This window comes from Paraburkholderia sp. FW306-2-2C-D06C, from assembly GCF_058781505.1.
In genome coordinates, this window is record NZ_JBYSWU010000013.1 from 49415 (window position 1) to 67273 (window position 17859).

The following is a 17859-nucleotide window of genomic DNA, read 5'->3' on the forward strand; positions in this document are numbered from 1 at the left end:
CGCACTCCATGAATTTCCTGCACACCGAAGACCGCCGCATGCTGGTGGATACGCTCAATCGCTTCATCAGCGAGCAATACGGCTTCGAGACGCGCGACAAGATCGCGCGTTCGGCGGAAGGCTTCAGCGCCGAGCTGTGGAATCGCTTCGCAGAACTCGGCATGATCGGCGCGTTGTTCGATGAAGCGCAGGGTGGCTTTGGCGGCGGCGGCTTCGATATCGCCGTGGTGTTCGAGAGCCTGGGCCGCGGTCTCGTGGTCGAGCCGTTTCTCGACACGCTGATCGTCGGCCAGGCCATTGCACGCAGCGGCAACGATACGCAGAAAGCGATGCTTGCCGGATTGATCGACGGCTCGCGGCTCGTCGCGCTCGCGCATGGCGAGCCTGATAGTCACTATGAACTGTCGCGCGTGACGACGCGTGCCGCGCGCAGCGGCGACGCATGGCGGCTGAACGGCGCGAAGGCGGTGGTTCAGCAAGGCGAGGGCGCCGGGTCATATCTGGTCTCGGCGCGCACGCACGGCGCGGACGACGATGAAGACGGCATCGCGTTGTTGCTCGTGCCTCGCGACGCAGCGGGCGTGAACGTGCGCGGCTATCGCAGGATCGACGGCGGCCGCGCGGCTGAAGTCACGTTCGACGACGTCGCGCTCGGTGATGACTGCTTGCTCGGCACGGCCGGCGATGGTTTTGCGACGCTCGAATACGGCATTGGCTGCGGCGTGCTCGCGCTGTGTTCCGAGGCAGTCGGCGCGATGGATGTCGCGAAGGACTCTACGCTCGAGTATCTGCGCACCCGTAAGCAGTTCGGCGTGCCGATCGGCAGCTTCCAGGCCTTGCAGCACCGGATGGCTGACCTGTTGCTCGAGATCGAGCAGGCGCGCTCGGCGGTGATCAATGCCGCTGCGGGGCTTGCGGGTGAGCGCAAAGTGCGGGAAAGGGCGCTCTCAGCGGCCAAATACAGCATCGGGCGGATAGGCGCGCTGGTTGCCGAGGAGTGCATCCAGTTGCATGGCGGCATTGGCATGACTTGGGAGTTGCCGCTTGCCCATTATGCGAAGAGGTTGGTGATGATCGATCATCAGCTTGGGGATGAAGATCACCATCTCGAACGGTATATCTCGCTTGGCCGCGGTTGAGGGCCGTCAAGCCGGCGCCCTTCGCCTCAAACTCGCGCCAATATGCTCATCGGGCAAATACGCGCGCCCACGCCCAAACAACTTTTCACGCAGCGTCCCTTCGGCGTAAGCCGTCTTGTAAGCGCCTCGTTCCTGCAACTCGGGAATCACCAGATCGATGAAAGCGCTGTAGCATTCCGGCGTAACAGTCCGGGCCAGATTGAATCCGTCGATATCGGTTTGCTCGATCCACCCGATCAGCTCATCGGCAACTTGCGCGGGCGTGCCGACAATCGCCGGATAGCGGCCGCCCAATTGCAATTCTTCGCGCAGAATCTGCGCGACAGTGCGCTCCTTGCCCGCGCCGGTGAGATTCTTCATCACTGATTCGATCGCGTTGTTCTTTGCGTAGCGAATCGGCTCGTCCGGCGCGTAGCGGGAAAAATCGATGACGCTCGAACTGGCATAGTGCGCAAGACCCGCTTCCGGGCTCGCATAGCGCGCGTATTCGGCGTACTTCTCACGCGCTTCTTTCTCGGTCGGCGCCACGATGACGGACAACCCCATGAAGAACTTGATGTCCTCGGGATTGCGCCCTTCGTTGCGCACGGCCGCGCGCACGTCGGCCACCAGCTGCCTCAGCGCGGCTGGCTTCTGCTGCGAAACGAACACGCACTCCGCATGGCGCGCCGCAAACTGCTGGCCGCGCCCCGACGAACCCGCCTGAAAAAGAACCGGCGTGCGTTGCGGCGACGGCTCGGACAGGTGATAACCGTCGACGTTGTAGTAACGCCCGTGATGCTCGATCCGATGCACCCTGGCAGGATCATCTTTTGTCTCTGTAACCCATCGTAAAAACGAGTTTTTCAATCCATGCGCAGCCGTCATCGCGTTGACATTGGGAATAGTGGTCCCGCCTCGCGTCGACTCGACCGTGATCGGCCGGGTGACCAGACTGGCTACGTATAACCGCGATATGCAGGTCTTTGCGCCGTACCGCGCGCCGCGCGAGCGCGCTCCCCGTCTAATGGCTCTCCTCACGCGCATCGATCAGCGTGCGATCCAGACCGTATTTCCTGAGCTTCTGATACAGCGTGCTCTTCGCTATGCCCAGGTGCCGGGCTGCGGAGGTCAGGTTCCCACGAGAGATGATGATCGCATTGCGAATCGCACTATGCTCCGTCGTTTCCAACGTCACGCGACCATCGCGCGAAACCGGCTCGTCACCTCTGGAGCTCACCTGCCCGTTGCTCGAGCGCAGCTCCGGAGGCAGATCATCGAGCGTCAGCCTCTCCGCGCTTGCTGTGAGAAGCATGCTCTCGACCACGTTGTGAAGCTCCCTGACGTTGCCAGGCCATGAATACGCGTCGAGCGCCGCAATAACGCCGGCGTCAATCTCGGGGTTTGCCCCGCCTTGCTCGGTCGCGAACTGACGGACGAGATGTTCGGCCAGGCGGCGAATGTCCCCCGGCCGGTCGCGCAATGGAGGAATACGGATACTCGTGACGGCGACGCGATAGAAGAAATCCATCCGGAAGCGCCCTTCTGCGACCTCCTTTCTCAAGTCGCGATTGGTCGCCGCAACGAGCCGAAAAGTCACTTTCCTCGGAACGTTTTCACCGAGCCGATAGATTTCCCCCTGCTCGAGTACCCGCAGGAAATGCGGCTGCAGATCCACCGGCATTTCGCCGATTTCGTCGAGAAACAAGGTCCCGCCATTGGCCGCTTCGATCTTGCCAAGTGCGCCGCCGCGGCGCGCGCCAGTGAACGCGCCGTCGCCGTAGCCGAACAATTCGCTCGCCAGGAGTTCGCGCGACAGGCCGCCACAGTTGAGCGCAACGAAGGGGCCATCGTTCGCCTCGCTTGCCTGGTGAATTCCTCTCGCAAACAGTTCCTTGCCTACTCCAGTCTCGCCTAGCAGCACGACCGGTGCGCGTGAACGGGCGATCTGGCGAGCCCTGCCGACGGCATCGAGCAGTGCCGGGGCTTCGCCAAGAATGCTCTCGAAACCGGCCGCCGCCTTGTCGTCGGCACAGCCACGTAGTGTGCTGACCGCCCTGCGCACGGAGGCCGTGCGACGCACGAACGGAATGATAAGCAAACTGCCGATGCGCCTGCCGTCGTCGATCACCGGCTCGATCCAGTCGGGCTGGATCCAGTGAGGCAGATCGGCGGGCGAAATGTATGCAACTGAGGCGTCTGTGGCGAGTGCGAGGATGCGCCTCGGTCGGGTGAGAGAAAGATCGCCGCCGGCGGCCGCAATCGCAGCTTCGGCGTGTTCGTTGACCTTGATCGGATAGCCGCCGTGATCGAACACAACCGCACCATCGGTCGCGAGCTTCGCCATTCGGCTCACGCAGCGATCGAGTAGCCGATAGCGAAGTTCCATTGTCCGCGCAGCCAGACGGCTTTCAATACGGCTGGCGGCCGTGACGACCAGTGCCAGGCTATGACGATTGTAGGATTCAGATAACCCGGACACATCGATGACGCCAATGATCGTGCCGTCGCGCGGATCACGGATCGCGTTGGCCGAGCAGGTCCAGCGCTTGATGCCGACGCAGAAGTGCTCGGCAGAATGGATCTGCACGGGCTGGCCAACCTCGATCGCAGTACCGATCGCATTGGTGCCACAAATCATCTCGTTCCAGGACGCGCCGGGCAGGAGCTGGATCCCGTGGGCCGACGCGATGGCGGCCGGGTCGCCTTCCAGGTTAAGGATGGTGCCGGCCGGTTCGGCAAGGGCCATGATCGTTTCGGTTTGAGCCAGAAAATCGCGGGCGTGCGCCATTACCGGCGCGCTTGCCTCAACCAGATCGCGGTGATTGCGTTGCAACGAGTACAGCAGGTGCTCGTCCAGTGGCGGCGGCGCGTGACCCAACCTGGGATCGACCTGTCGCTCGACGCAGCGTTGCCACGATGTGTCAACGAGGTGCCGCACGACACTGTGCGGTACTTCCCCGCCGTTCAGGAATCGCTCCCATGCAGCCATGATGACCGCTTCGTCGCCGGGGTTCGAGAACATCTGTGTGGCATCCGACATGCCCATACTTGTCTCCTTTTTTATATCGCCTTGTACTAGCGGTTAGGCGTGTCATGCGGCTTGCGCGGTTATCGCTGCCGCGCCGCAACATGGCAAACCCATTCGGCTCACGCAAGGAGAAGGGCAAGATCGATGCCATCGATTGAATGCCACAGGAGAATGTTCAGTGCGCCACCCGGCGTTCGATTTCCGGACGACGGACGGATCAGACACCGTTCGATTTTCAAACGGTGTCTGCGCGCCGGCGCGCTCGTTCGGATAATCCTTTTTGCGCCGCATCAAACTGCGCTCGTGGAGCGGCTTATGAACGCAGCAACGTCTCTCAGTCGACTGCGGGCCGGGCGCGGTAAAAGCCGCGCCCTGCCCTTTACGCTAGTCAACGCGCTCGGGAACCGGCAACTGCAACCACTCCTTGTAGAACGCCTCGATATCCGGCTCGAAATCGTGAATCACCGGATACCACGGCGTTGGCGCTTCGACGTCGTGCATGGTTCCGCAACTCGGGCAGTAGTACTCGCGGTAGACCTGCCACTGGGTGTCGGGGGCCATGAGCTTCGGATAGACCTCGAGCATGGCCTCTTCGGTGTCGCGCACATAGACGTTGGCGTACAGTTTCCAGTTCTCGCGGTAGTCGCAGAACTCATGGCCACAGTCGCACTTGACTAGCCAGTGCTTGCTCTTCACGGCCTGCACGATATGCAGGTGCGGCCCAAGCGGCAAGACGATCTTGTCGGGCCATGCGACCTTGCCCTGCAATACTTCGAGGTACTGGCTAAAACGCTCCTGATCTTTCGGCATGGACAACATGCGCACGGTCGTGTCCCAGTCGAGTCGCCCCTCGACCAGATTGCTGACCTGTTCTTTCGTGTAAGCAGACATTTCGATACTCCTTGATTCGCTTCGATATCGATACCGGTATGGATTACTCTTCGACCTGAACCACCGTGGTCACGTCGGGCAGCAACGAGAGATCCATCCGGTATTTCGAGCCGTAGGACGGCACGTCCAGCTCTGCCTCGGTCATATTCCAGTCGGCAGGGAGGTCCCAGAACTTGCGGAAGTCGTTGAGGAATTTCTCCGACAACCCGAAGCTGGTCGCGAACATGTGACGCACCGGGCGCGACGCATGTTTGGTGAGAACGCGCTCGCGCTCTTCCTTCATCCATTCCCGCGTCGGCAACGAGCGCGCAAGCCGCTCCGCGCGAATTTCTCCGCGGCGCTTCACGGTCTTTTGCGCATCGACCGCCCAGATTCCCGTGGCGTCCTGTGACAACACCGCGCCGTATACCTTCCCGGCAAATTCGGGGAGCAGGAAGCCGTTGTTGAGATCCTTCGCAATCGCTTCAGCTTCCCGATCGAGCGGGTCACCAAAGCCCGGACCGCCGCGCAGATAATTGAGGTACAGGTCGTGGTTTTCGTAGCAATCCTCCGTCGTCATGCATTGCTTGTCGCGCTTGACCCTGGAAGTCGCATCGATGTGCCGCTCGTAGTCCGGCGCGTCGGGATTCGTGTCGCCGCCGAGGGGCAGCGAGAGCCCCTGCGCAATGCGCTCTTTCAGGCCCGTCTTGTGAGCCTCGAACCGGTAACCGGTAGCAGACGGATAGCCGCCCATGAACCCCCAGTCGCTGTTCATGTAGCCATTGCCCATGAAGAACATGGTCCAGTCCTGGGCTTTCCAGACCATGCGCAGGGTTTCGAAACCACACCCACCGCGATACTTGCCATAGCCGCCGGAATTGGCTTTGACGTTGCGCCCGAGATAGAGCAACGGTTCGGCCATCTCCCAGATCTCGATGTCGCCCATGTCGCCTTCGGGGTTCCAGATCGCAGCCGCGTGATTGAGACCGTCCTTGATGGCGCCGGCGCCCGTGCCACACGACGAGGCCTCGAAGCTGTTGACCGCGTGCACCTCACCGTCCTGGTTGATGCCGCCGCCTTGCAGCCAGTTCGACGTATTGGCATTGCCCGCGTTGACTTCTTCCAGATAGCCACGGCTGAAGTACGCCTGGCCGAGCCCCCGCCACATGGCACTCCACCCCGACACCAGGAAGTGCCATGCATAGGCGTGCCCGGTGCGGCGATCGTCCGGATTCATCCATGTGCCCTTGGGCAGGCGGAACTCCGTGCCGAAGTAGGCGCCGTCGTTGATGCGCTGGGTCGGCACCAGGGTCTGGGTCATCATGACCCAGATGCCGCTCGTGAACGCCACGTGGTGCGCGTTATAGGTGTGCCATCCCCAGCGGCTCGCGCCTTCGAAATCCAGCCGCCACGTAGCGTCGGGGCGGATCGTCATTTCCACCGGCGAGTGCATGATGGTGTCGATCTTGGCGAAGGCCGAAGGCGTCTGGATATCTTCGTGGGCGTAGGGCACATCCACAAAGGCGACCTTGCGGTATTTGCCGGGCAGCGTCATTGCCTTGATGCGGCTTTGCAGGCCACGACGACCCTCTTCGATGACCTCATAGCTGAACTTCTCGTAGGCTTCCAGCCCCTCGGTGGCGATGACCTCTTCGACCATGTCGCGGATCATGTGGCAACCGGCGATCCGGGTGCGCTCGTCCAGGATCCAGTATTTCGGCGTGCGTACCGAGCGCTGGCTTTCATGCAGCCAGTCGCGCAACGGCTGGTCGTTCACGCCGGTCTTGCGGCAGGTGATCTGGTAGCCGTCGCCGAAGCGCTGGACCTGGCCCGTCGACATCGAACCCGGCGTCACCGCACCGGTGTCGATCACGTGCGTCACGCCACCCACCCAGCCGATGAGTTTGCCGGCCCAGAAAATCGGCACGATCGTCGCAATATCGCAAGGGTGAACGTTGCCGATCGAGCAGTCGTTATTGGTGAACATGTCCCCCGGGTTGATGCCTGGGTTGTCCTCCCAATTGTTCTCGATCATGTACTTGATCGCGGCGCCCATCGTGCCGACGTGGATGATGATGCCGGTCGAGGTCAGCACACAGTCGCCAACCGCGTTGTACAGCGTGAAGCACAATTCGCCTTCCTGCTCCACGATCGGCGACGCGGCAATCTTCTTCGCGGTTTCGCGAGCGTGCACCAGACCGCCGCGGATCTTGGAGAACAGTTTCTCGTAGCCGATCGGATCCTTCTCGCGCAACTCGAGCCGGGCGAGCCCGTTGTAATGGCCCGTCTTGCTGGTGCGCGCCATGATCTCGGCGCGGAACGCTTTCAGGGTCTTGCCGTTGGCGAGCAGTTCGGGCTGGCCGACTTCCTTGGATGACATGAGGTTCATTTTCGTCTCCTTACTTCACTTCTTGCAGATGGAACAGACGGTGCTTGTCGAGCGTGGTCTCGAAACCATCAGGCACGACGAAGGTGGTGGACGCGGACTCGATGATGGCCGGCCCCACGATGTGGTTACCCGCCATGAGAGACTCCATCTGCCAGATGTCGGCTTCGACCCATGTCTTGTGGCGATAGAACGGGCGCTTGCCGAGATACGCAGATTTGGGCGGTGTTTCGCCTGCTTCCGGGTCCTCCGGCAGCACCGGCTTCTGCGTGGCGACAAGGCCGCGCATGATCGCGCCGGTAGCGCTGAAGCCCAGTTCCGGTGAGCGGGCGGAACTCGCGTACACCCTCGAGTAGGTTTCCTCGAACGCGTCGGTGATCTTCTTCCAGTCCGCCGCGGTGATGGCGGCGCTGATCGGCGAAGTGATCTCCAGATCGTTCAGTTGTCCCATGTACTGCATCCGGTAGCCGGGCAACAACGTGATGTCTTCCAGCTTGAAGCCGTTGATGACGAACTCCTCCACGACCTTGTCGGCCAGTTCCTTCCACGCGTCCTGAATCACCGCACAGGCCGCCGCTTTCTGTTCATCGGGGGCGTCCGGCGCGACCGCGATATCCACGCTCTTGTCGTAGCGGTACTCGAAGTCCGCGCATGCGCAACCGAACGCAGAGAATCCGGCTGCCCATGCAGGGACGATCACGTCCTTGAAGCCCAGGCCTTCCGTATATCCGTAGGTATGCACCGGCCCTGCCCCGCCGTACGAGAAGCACACGAAGTCGGTGGGGTTGTAACCCTTCGCGCTGATGTTGGCGCGCAGGTACTCGTGCAGGCTGAGGTCGAGCAGTTCGATGACGCCCGCAGCGGCATCTTCCACAGAGAGGCCAAGCGGATCGGCGATCTGGGCCTTGATGTGTTGCCGTGCGCGTTCGACGTCGAGCTTGATCGCGCCGCCGAGGAAGTTGTGGGGGTTGAGATAGCCCAGCACCACATGGCAGTCGGACACCGACACCGTATCGAGTCCGCTTTCCGGCCAGCATGTACCCACGCGATAACCCGCGCTATCGGGCCCGAGCTTGATGGAACCGCTATAGGGGTCGAGCCGCACAAAGCTGCCCGCTCCTGCGCCCACCGAATCCATCGCTACCAGCGGCAGCGACAGCACGAGACGAGCCATGTCCGGATCGGAGGCGATCGCAAAGTTGCCCTTGGTGATCAGCGCCATGTCGAAACTGGTGCCGCCGATATCGCTGCATGCGATGTTCTCGTAGCCCAGTCTTTCGCCAAGCAGCCGCGATCCGATCACGCCCCCGATCGGACCGGAGACGATCGTGCGGGCGAGCTCCCTGGCCTTCCAGCTGATCGTCCCGCCGTGCGTGGCCATCACCCGCAGATCGAACTTCGCGCCGTGCTTCCTGAAACGGTCACTGACCTTCTTCAGCGTCTGCCGGGACGGTTCGGCCGCGTAGGCTTCGAGAATGGTGGTGTTGGTGCGGTGGCTTTCCTTGCGCGACGGGTAGTAGTCGACTGACGCGAAGACCGGAATGTCCACGCCGATTTTTTTCAGTTCGTCGCGGCAGACATCGCGAGCGCGTTTTTCGCTCGATTCATTCTTGTGGGACTGCAGGAGACAAATGGCAATCGCCTTCGATCCGGCATCCACGAGTTCCCGCGTCGCCTTGCGCACTTCGTCTTCGCGCAGGGGGATGACGATTTCACCCTGGACATCGGTGCGTTCCGTCACACCGCGGGTGCGCGAAAGCGGGACCAGCGGTTCGTCGTAGCGGTGGGTGTTGAGGTGGATGCGCTCTTCGAGCGCGTAGCCGAGATAGCTCTGGATGGCACGCCCCATCGAGTGAATCTGTTCGAAGCCTCGATTGCAGATGAGCCCCACATCCAGGCCTTTGCGCTGAACCACGCGATTGAGCATCGCCGTACCGGAATAGACGCACGTCACCAGTTCGGGGTAGACCTCGTCCACTTCGCGAGCCCACTGCGTCAGCGCGTCTTTTGACGATTCCAGAATGGCCAATGACTCGTCCGCCGGATTGCTTTGGGCTTTGCCGACCACGAAGCGGCCATCTGAACGCACGAAGAAGGTATCGGTCATCGTGCCGCCGGCATCGATGCCCAATACCTGGACGTGTGAAAGTTGCTGTTCCATTAGTGTCTCCAGCTCTCCTTGATTGAACATCGCCTCAACGACGAGGCGCGATGCGAAGCGAGCATTGCGATTCGCTTCGGAGGAGATAAGTGCAAGGGGTATGCCACTGGACGGCCGAACCCGCGCGGAATCGGCAAGCCCTTGACTGGCTTGGCTCTTCAGGGCGTCTGCTGACGGACTGGAAATGGCCGACGCGTTCGTGCAGCGACCGATTCCTGGACGGTCGGCCGTTTGGAGAGCGGATTTCGAACGCAGGTCTGAAGGGGTGAGCGACGTGCAGGAGGACCTGCGTGAATGCGTGTTACTGCGGCCGCGGTAGGGTGAACCGCGAGGTTCGGTGGCGCGTCGCCTCAGCCAACGCGAGCGGGGACGTAGCGCAGCGGCGTCATGATCCCCTGTCGCAGTCGACGATGCTCAATGTCGCCGGGTAATCTGCCGGGTGGTTCCAAGGTCCTGCATCAGCGCGTACTTCCTGATCTTCTGATACAACGTGCTTTTTGCTATGCCGAGCTGCGCAGCCACCTGGGTCAGATTGCCCCGGCTTTGCTGGATCGCAACGCGGATCGACTCGGCTTCTGCCATTTCCAGCGAGCGGACCTTCTGGAGTGCAAGCGCGGACTGCACCGAGGGCGCCGTATCCTGAGCGCCTGCCAGAACGGCTGAAGCGCCGATTTCGGGCGGCAGGTGGTCCACCGTTATTGGACCATCCCGGGCCATGAGCACCGCGCCCTCGATCGCGTTGCGCAACTCGCGAACGTTGCCGGGCCATGCATAGTTCAGCAGACATTCGTACGCGACATCATCGAAGACGGCATGGGCCACGTTGTAGCGTTGACGCGAGACACGCACCCAATGCGCGATCATGTCGGGCAAGTCCGCCTTGCGTTCGCGCAGCGGTGGTATCGAGATGTTCGTGACAGCCAGCCGGTAATACAAATCCATGCGGAATTTGCCATCGGCCACGTCGGCACGCAGGTCGCGATGCGTGGCAGCGATCAGACGGAAGTTGACCTTGCGAGGCGTGTTCTCGCCCAACCGGTAGATCTCCCCTTCCTCCAGCACGCGCAACAAATGCGGCTGGATGTCGAGCGGCATTTCGCCGATTTCGTCGAGGAACAGTGTGCCGTGATTGGCCGCTTCGATTTTCCCCGTCATGCCGGATTTGCGCGCGCCAGTGAATGCCCCTTCCGCGTAACCGAACAGCTCACTGGTCAGCAGGTCGCGGGACAAGCCGCCACAATTCAGGGCGACAAAGGGGCCGTCAGCCCTCGCGCTGGCCTGATGGATGCCTTGCGCAAACAACTCCTTGCCGACGCCCGTTTCGCCGAGAAGCAGCACCGGGACCGTGGCTTTGGCAAGCTGCTGCGCTTTCTGGACAGCCGCACGCAGTGCGGGACTCGTGCCGACAATGCGCGAGAACGCCGGCGCAGGCGTGGTGTCAGCGGCCGGCATCGCGTCAGGCAGCGCAGCGGCGCGCCGACTGGCGGCCGGCGCAATCAGCATGAAGCCGAGTGTGTCGGCGTCTTCCTTGACCCGCTCGATTCGTGCGACGCGCAGCCACGCCGGTGATTGTAGCGACATCGCGCCATCTGCAATCTTCGCGATGTCCGGGATGGGAAAAGCACCCTCCAACGCGCCAGACAGACCGAGACGAGCAAATGCGGCTGGCGCCTGCGGGTTGGCTTTGACAAGCCGACCGCACTCGTCCACCACCACGACACCATCCACACGCCCGGAGCAATAGACCATGCATCGCTCCATCAGGCGCAGGCGCCGCTCCATGGCGAATTTGGCGAGCCGACTCTCGATACGCCCTGCCATTGAGACGATGAACGCCAGACTATGCTGGCTGTAGGTTTGCGCAAGCCCCGAGACGTCCAGCACGCCGAGTACCCGGCCATCCAGCGGATCGCGGACCACCGTGGCGGAGCAGGTCCACCGCTTGATGCCTGCGCAGAAATGCTCGGAACCGTGGATCTGCACCGGTTGCCGCAAAGCGAGGGCCGTGCCGATCGCGTTGGTGCCGCAATTGAGTTCTGTCCAGTTGCAACCGGGTATCAGGCGGACTTCGCCTGCCGGCTCAACGATGCGCGTATCGCCAGCCAGTTCGAGGATCATGCCGTCGGGATCGGCGAGCAGCAGGATGGTTCCCGTCTGCGAAAGGAACTCCCGTGTCTGCTGGATAAGCGGCACGCTGGCATGCATCAGGCGGTCGTTCCTGGCTCGCAGGTCGAACAGACGCCCTTCTTCCAGAGGCGGGGGCGCAGAGGTAGTACCGGGGTCCACGCTTGCGTCCAGGCAGCGGCGCCAGGAATCGTCTACCACCCCACGCAGGGCACCATTGGCCGACTTGTCACCTTGAATCAAACGTTCCCACGCCGCCATGACACTGGCGTCGCGATCCGGACTGGAGAACCAGTCCACTGGCGTACCTGTCTCTTTCATGCCGTCTCCGTATGAGCATGACTTTCTCTCCCGACCAGCGGGCTCACCCCCGCCTGATAATGTTTTCCTTTTTTGGGTCGTGAAGCGCGATTGGCCCGGTTGATAGCCCGACGACTCCTGTCCACGGCGATGAGCGCTGGGACGGCCTCGATGCTTCGAGCGTAGTGTTTTCGAACGCTTCGCTGTCCGATACAGGCCGAGGCGCTATCAGGGCCGTCGGTCGGACCGTTCCTGACGCCATGGCTGCTCTCATCAGCGCTCTGTCACGACGCAGGCGCCATGCGGACACGGGCCTCCGTTCAAATTCTATCCCTGAAAAACAGGACCGTCCGGAAATCGAACGCTTGGTACATCTGGCGCCCGCCCCGGCGACGGACCGCCAGAAAAATCTACATGGAATCAATCGCTTACACGGACCATGAATGCTGGCATAGCCCATGCGTTTAACTGGGCGGAGGCGAGCCGCAATGGTCGCTTCCAGGTTCGGTCCGATAGCCGAAGCAGCGGTTGACGGAGCACTTGACGGGAATGAGGTCGAAGGAGAAGGCGATGAACACCGGTCAGATGTCCTTGCGTTTGCTGGTCGACAAGTGGTTGGCGCCGACCCCGGCGATGCCGGTTCGCGTCACACGCTTCGGTCGCACGAGTGCGAATCACAAACGCTATGTGCGTGTCGAGGCATTGCGTTCGACCGGCCTGCTGGCGATTCTTTTCTTCAGGCACGATGACGGCTCGTGGTGCGTATTCCCGCCGAGCGTCGAAAGCGGAAGGCCAGCCATGAGGGTGTATTAGTCTGGATAGCGAACTCATGCGCCGGGCGCCCGCAGGTAATCACCGCTGAATCACTAACGATCGTCCGGGCCGAGCTAGGCTGCCGAATCTGACTATCTTGGCAGGCACCGAAGCAAGCCTGCAACGGATAGCTCAACGGCGGTTGGACAACTTCTAGCGGCATTGACGAGCAGATGACCAAGCATCGCGGGGGCAACCCAAATTGAAGAAGCGCCCGGACGTACAAAGAACGTCCAGGGGAATCCGATGTTAATTTGATGGTCGCTGTGCAGGTCGCGGAAAAACAAGACCGCGCAGAGCCTTGACTCTGCGCGCTTCCACCCGCCATCACTGGCGGAGACTCCCTCTGGCAAAAGATCGATAGGCCGCGCTAGTGCCCATCACACGTCCTTGCTTCTCGGAGGCGAATCAGTTGCTCTTCCCGGTCGACGTACATTTGGACGGTTAGCAGTCCCATCCGAAGCCGTCAAGAATGACCGCGCGTTACCGGCATGACCGGTTCCCGTGCGCGCAGCACGGGAACCGGTACGCGAGCGAGCAAAGTTGCCCGGAACGCCTAAGCAACTATGGGGTGGTGCTCAGATTGGCACTATGAGTATCAGACGGAAAAAGCGAAAAAAATCCGGAAAAACAAGCGACTAGCGCTGCACGCCGCCGCTTGTCCGAGACCGCGAAATTAGCGCGTTCTAGCGAAGAACGGATAAATTTTGCGCAACTTTTGGCACAGTCCAAGCAGGAATTGAGCAGATCGGCGCGGGACACGTGTCTTAAATCTCCGCCCCTTTTTTTAGGTAGCCACGAAAAGTCGTTGGCGGCCTCTCTCATCCACTGCTGCGGCCCACAGACCGGACGGAAAGGCGGCCGCAGCTCCCTTTCCTGCAAGGCTTTCCGGCCGTATTGGTCTTTCAGAATTTGGTCAATGACCAGCGTAATTTCTTCTTTTAGTGCTCTCACTTGCAACCCCAGAATTGGCATTACTGCACGTTTACGTTCGCATTTCATTTTTCTTTCGGAAATGCAATGTAACCGAACCACGCGGGGACTGCATTTTGACTAGCCTACCTTCCTCAGCATATCTGTCAGCTTCTGCTGATCGACCTTTCCCTCCTCAAGAAAGTATCGGTAAAACAAAGAGATAAGTGTCGCTTTACGCTGTGGGTTCAGAGCTTCGCCAACCTCGGCACCGAACCGCTCCACTCCCTCGATGATCGCCTCAAGCAGGTCAGCGTCCGCCATACCGACAGCTTTTTGCACTTCCCGAAGCCCTGAGATTCGCTCTTCCGGTCCGCTACCACTGGCTGGAACGGCTTCAATTGGAAGCAGCAGGGGCTCTCTGTCGCGCTCGGCCAACTGGAAGGCTGAACTCTCACGACCGTTGGTCAGAACCGCGTAGCGGGCATTCGGCAGCGCCGATACCAAACGTATCAGTTGTTCTTCGGCATGCTTTGACAGCGGCATGTTAGGCGGCTTGCACTCAACAATCATCAGCACGTTATCGGCTGTATGTGCCGCGCCCTCTGCAAAGACAACGATATCCGCGCGGATGGTCAAGCGGCCCCGCTTCACCTGGAAGTGGGTCTGAATACGATCAGACGGATAGCCAAGCGCTTCCAGCATGTTCAAGCCGAAAGCCGATGGCATTTCGGAAAGGTAGTGGACCGGTACCTCGAACACCTTCCGTTGCCCCCCCAGGCCTGTCACCTCTTGGTACGGCCATCCTTCTCTTTCCGCACGAGCCAGCACGTTTGCCTTCGTCGTAGGTAGACCGGGCAAGCGGAGCTCAGCGATCTCGGACGCCGAGAGCAGCTTTTCATCCGATACGGTTTTAGTGTTCAAAGTGTGTTGACCCCCAATACTCTTCATTCCTGTGTCAAATCCTTGCCATCCACCACCCATAAAGCCTTCCGCTGACATGTGCCAGCGAGAAGTGACGAAGTGAAGTGTTTTGATAAAAGTGTATTGACTAACCACATCAATACACTTAACATCCCGTTAAACGTGACCTTTGGGATTAACGAACCCCAAAAAAACCGGCAAAACGCCGGGAATAAGGACAGCAAATGAGCAGCGAAAACCAACGTGGATGGCACAAGGAAGACATCAAAGCCGCGATCAGAAAGCGCGGAATAACGATGAATACGCTCGCGCAACAGTGTGACCTGCCCGCCTCAACTATCAGAAATGCCCTTGTGCGGCCGGTGTTCTCGGGCGAAGTCGCAATCGCACGCTTTCTTGGTGTCCCTGCTCACGAACTGTGGCCGGACAGGTGGACTCGCGACGGTCGCCGCATCCGGCCACGTTATGCCCAGAAGTATAGCGGCTCAAATGAGCCTGCCAACGCTAACTGTATTGCGTAGTTTTCCGCTCAGCATTTGCCAAACCGTATCGCCGTGGGGAAAGTGTCATGACAAGAAGAAATTCTGCATCGTCGCAGGTACTGCCTGGCCAACTGGCCTTGGATTTCAGCGTTTTCGCAGTCCGTCCGACTGGCGAGTCGGAAGTGGCATCCCATCAGAACGCTCTCGATGTTTCCATCCGAGGCGCACTGGCGTCGCTAATGGATAGCGCCGCTGGTCATGGTTTGTCGCGTGACCGCTTGGCTGACCAGCTTTGCGAGCGCCTCGGACGAAGCGTGTCGAAATCGCACCTCGATCAATGGGCGGCGCCCAGCCAAGCAGATCGGCGAGTGCCTGTAGACGTGTGGATGGCGCTGATGGCCATTTGTGACGACGTTGCTCCACTCGAATGGATGGCTATGCACCTTGGACGACGGGTGCTTACAGCCGATGAGGCACTTTGCGCTGAATTGGGGGCAATGGCAGTTCTCGATCGGCACATTAAGGCTAAATCCCGCGCAATCGAAGGCCTGATGGATGAAAAACTCCTCGGGCAATTGATGGCCCGGATCAAGCGGAACGCAAAGTGAGTTGCACGGTGAAGACGCACTTTAGCGCGGCGGAGTTGGCCAACCTGCGACTGCCCGGTTTGCCTGCCACGAAAGCCAACATCATCCTCTTTGCTGATCGCGCCGGCTGGCGATTCATTGAAATGAGCGGCCGAGGCGGAGTACGTCGTGAATACGAGCTGCCATCAGAACTTCGTGCAGCCATCGCGGTGAAGGTCGCGCTGACTGTCGGGACTGTCAATGGCGCCCAGTTGCCGAAGCGAGCAGACGCGAACCAACTAAATGACCGTCAGCGCATCGCCGAATCGGCCCGCAAAGCGGTTCTGTCAGCGCTTGACCGGCTAACCGCAGCGGGTGGCATTTCTCGCGAAGCTGCGATGACGACCCTGTTGACACAGGCCAAGCTCGGTCAGCTCGACGCGCAGCTTGAGACGATGCTGCGATCAGCCCGCGACGAGCGCGGCCGCAAGGGCGATGGCTTTCCGAGCGTTCGCACGCTGAAGCGTTGGTTGGCCCAAGAAAAAACTGGCGAACTGGCGCCGAAGATTGTGCAGGCCGACTACGACGTGCCGGCATGGGCGAAGGCGTTTCTCGGCTTCTATCAGCTGCCGCAAAAGCCATCTGTTGAGCAGGCATACCGCGAGTTCGAAAAGGCATACCGCATGCGTGATCATGCGTGGTCGTTCCCGACGATCCACCAGGTGCGGCGCTTTCTCGGCAAGCTCGGCAAGGTGTCGCGCGAAGTCGGCCGCATGGGACCCCGCGAGTTGAAGAATATCCGCCCATTCGTGCGCCGCACGTTCGACCGACTGCTTCCCAACGACGTATGGAGCGCTGACGGTCACACGTTCGACGCCGAAGTACAGCATCCGATGCACGGCCGTCCGTTCCGCCCCGAGATCACCACGATCATCGATATCGCCACACGTATGGCGGTTGGTTTCTCGGTGGGTCTCGCCGAGTCGAGCCTTGCCGTGCTGGAGGCAATCAGCCACGCCGCGATCAATCGCGGTGCGCCGGCCATCTTTTACGTCGACAACGGCTCCGGTTACGACAACCAGTTGCTCAAGCGTGAAGGCACGGGCCTGAAGGGACTGCTCGGCTTCGAAGTGTCGCACTCGCTGCCGTACAACTCGCAGGCCAAGGGCGTCATCGAGCGGTCGCACCAGACGATCTGGATTCAGGGCGCGAAGCTGCTGCCGAGTTTCATCGGGGCATCCATGGACCGTGAGGCAAAGCTCGCCCAGTTCAAAGTCACCTGCAAGGCGATCAAGCACGGCGGTGTGCTGCCGCTGATGAGTTGGGATGACTTCGTCCGCTTCTGCACTGAGCGAACCGACGAATACAACAACAAGCCGCACCGCTCGCTGCCGCAGATCGCTGACCCGGTGACGGGCAAGCGCCGCCACATGTCACCGCAGGAAGCGTACGAGTCGCATCGGGCGCGTGGATGGGAGCCGCTGCAGCTATCCGCGACCGAGGCGCAGAACGTGTTCCGCCCGCGTGTCGAGCGCATGGTGTCGCGTGGTGAGATTGCCCTGTTCAACAACAAGTACTTCAGCGGCCTGCTCGAAGAGTTTCACGGCGAGCAGGTACAGGTCGCGTTCGACATCCACGACGCGCAGCGCGTGTGGGTGCATCACATGGACGGCCGGTTTATCTGCACCGCCGAGTTCGGCGCGAACGAGCGCCACTACTTCCCCATGCCGTACGTCGAACAGGCGCGTGAGAAGCGTGCCGATGCAGCCCTCAAGCGGCTGAACGTACACCGCGAAACGATCGAGGCCGAGCGTCGCGGCGCTCCAGCGCTGACGATCGAAACGCCGGACGTGCTGACGATCCCGGGCTTTGGCGAGATTTCGCGAGCGGCCCTCGATGCGCGTGTCGTCGATGCGCAGGCGGTTGAAGTCACGCCCCAGGCGCAACCCGCGATCGCCATGCCGACGGCGACGATCATCGAAATGCCGGAAACGGCAGAACAGCGGTTTGCCCGCTGGCAAACCATGGATCAACACATTTCCAACAGAGGAACGCTCGACAACACCGACGACTTGAAGTGGTACGGCCTGTATCCGCAGAGCAAAGAATTCGCGGCGCAAAAGCGCCGCGCTGAAGAGGCTGGCGAGCTGCAACTCGCCAGCCAACGGTAAC

Annotated in this window: 12 protein-coding genes and 1 pseudogene; 5 read left to right on the top strand and 8 right to left on the bottom strand. The window is 60.8% G+C overall.

Going from position 1 to position 17859, the window contains the following annotated elements:
• The first annotated feature begins 8 nt into the window (after positions 1-8).
• Positions 9-1139: an acyl-CoA dehydrogenase family protein gene (locus tag AC3WLT_RS12370; protein ID WP_492592042.1), complete on the top strand. Its 1131-nt coding sequence runs from the start codon at positions 9-11 to the stop codon at positions 1137-1139.
• Between the two features lie 6 nt (positions 1140-1145).
• On the opposite strand, the pseudogene AC3WLT_RS12375 reads toward AC3WLT_RS12370, so the two are convergent.
• From AC3WLT_RS12375 to AC3WLT_RS12400, 6 genes and pseudogenes are all read right to left on the bottom strand, one after another.
• Positions 1146-1946 (bottom strand): annotated as a pseudogene (locus AC3WLT_RS12375) (NtaA/DmoA family FMN-dependent monooxygenase); the annotation flags it as partial.
• A gap of 196 nt (positions 1947-2142) precedes the next feature.
• Complete coding sequence (locus AC3WLT_RS12380) at positions 2143-4167, bottom strand: sigma-54-dependent Fis family transcriptional regulator (protein WP_492592043.1); 2025 nt, start codon at positions 4165-4167, stop codon at positions 2143-2145.
• Positions 4168-4533: 366 nt separating this feature from the next.
• The gene (locus tag AC3WLT_RS12385; protein WP_492592044.1) at positions 4534-5040 is read right to left on the bottom strand and encodes an acetone carboxylase subunit gamma; all 507 of its coding nucleotides are present in this window, start codon (positions 5038-5040) and stop codon (positions 4534-4536) included.
• A gap of 43 nt (positions 5041-5083) precedes the next feature.
• Complete coding sequence (locus tag AC3WLT_RS12390) at positions 5084-7408, bottom strand: hydantoinase B/oxoprolinase family protein (protein WP_492592045.1); 2325 nt, start codon at positions 7406-7408, stop codon at positions 5084-5086.
• Positions 7409-7418: 10 nt separating this feature from the next.
• Positions 7419-9566, bottom strand: a complete 2148-nt coding sequence (locus tag AC3WLT_RS12395; protein ID WP_492592046.1) for a hydantoinase/oxoprolinase family protein — start codon at positions 9564-9566, stop codon at positions 7419-7421.
• A 414-nt stretch (positions 9567-9980) separates the two neighbouring features.
• Entirely contained in the window at positions 9981-12011 is a 2031-nt protein-coding gene (locus AC3WLT_RS12400) for a sigma-54-dependent Fis family transcriptional regulator (RefSeq protein WP_492592047.1), read from the bottom strand.
• Positions 12012-12560: 549 nt separating this feature from the next.
• Between AC3WLT_RS12400 and AC3WLT_RS12405 the strand changes: the two genes are divergently transcribed.
• Positions 12561-12803 (top strand): hypothetical protein, encoded by a 243-nt coding sequence (locus tag AC3WLT_RS12405; protein WP_492592048.1) that lies wholly within the window; start codon positions 12561-12563, stop codon positions 12801-12803.
• 564 nt (positions 12804-13367) lie between these two features.
• Here the strand turns inward: AC3WLT_RS12405 and AC3WLT_RS12410 are convergent.
• Together AC3WLT_RS12410 and AC3WLT_RS12415 are read right to left on the bottom strand one after the other, a co-directional pair.
• On the bottom strand, positions 13368-13805 hold the full coding sequence (locus AC3WLT_RS12410) for a hypothetical protein (RefSeq protein ID WP_492592049.1): 438 nt from the start codon (positions 13803-13805) through the stop codon (positions 13368-13370).
• A gap of 51 nt (positions 13806-13856) precedes the next feature.
• Positions 13857-14666 (bottom strand): type I restriction enzyme HsdR N-terminal domain-containing protein, encoded by an 810-nt coding sequence (locus tag AC3WLT_RS12415; protein ID WP_492592050.1) that lies wholly within the window; start codon positions 14664-14666, stop codon positions 13857-13859.
• Positions 14667-14863: 197 nt separating this feature from the next.
• Between AC3WLT_RS12415 and AC3WLT_RS12420 the strand changes: the two genes are divergently transcribed.
• From AC3WLT_RS12420 to AC3WLT_RS12430, 3 genes are read left to right on the top strand one after another with little or no spacing between them, the layout of a single operon-like run.
• Positions 14864-15160, top strand: coding sequence for a helix-turn-helix domain-containing protein (locus tag AC3WLT_RS12420; protein ID WP_492592051.1), 297 nt, complete (start codon positions 14864-14866; stop codon positions 15158-15160).
• A gap of 47 nt (positions 15161-15207) precedes the next feature.
• Positions 15208-15729 carry a hypothetical protein gene (locus AC3WLT_RS12425; RefSeq protein WP_492592052.1) on the top strand — a complete coding sequence of 174 codons (522 nt, stop codon included), beginning with the start codon at positions 15208-15210 and terminating at the stop codon, positions 15727-15729.
• Positions 15730-15737: 8 nt separating this feature from the next.
• Positions 15738-17858: a transposase gene (locus AC3WLT_RS12430; protein WP_492592053.1), complete on the top strand. Its 2121-nt coding sequence runs from the start codon at positions 15738-15740 to the stop codon at positions 17856-17858.
• Position 17859: the final 1 nt, after the last annotated feature.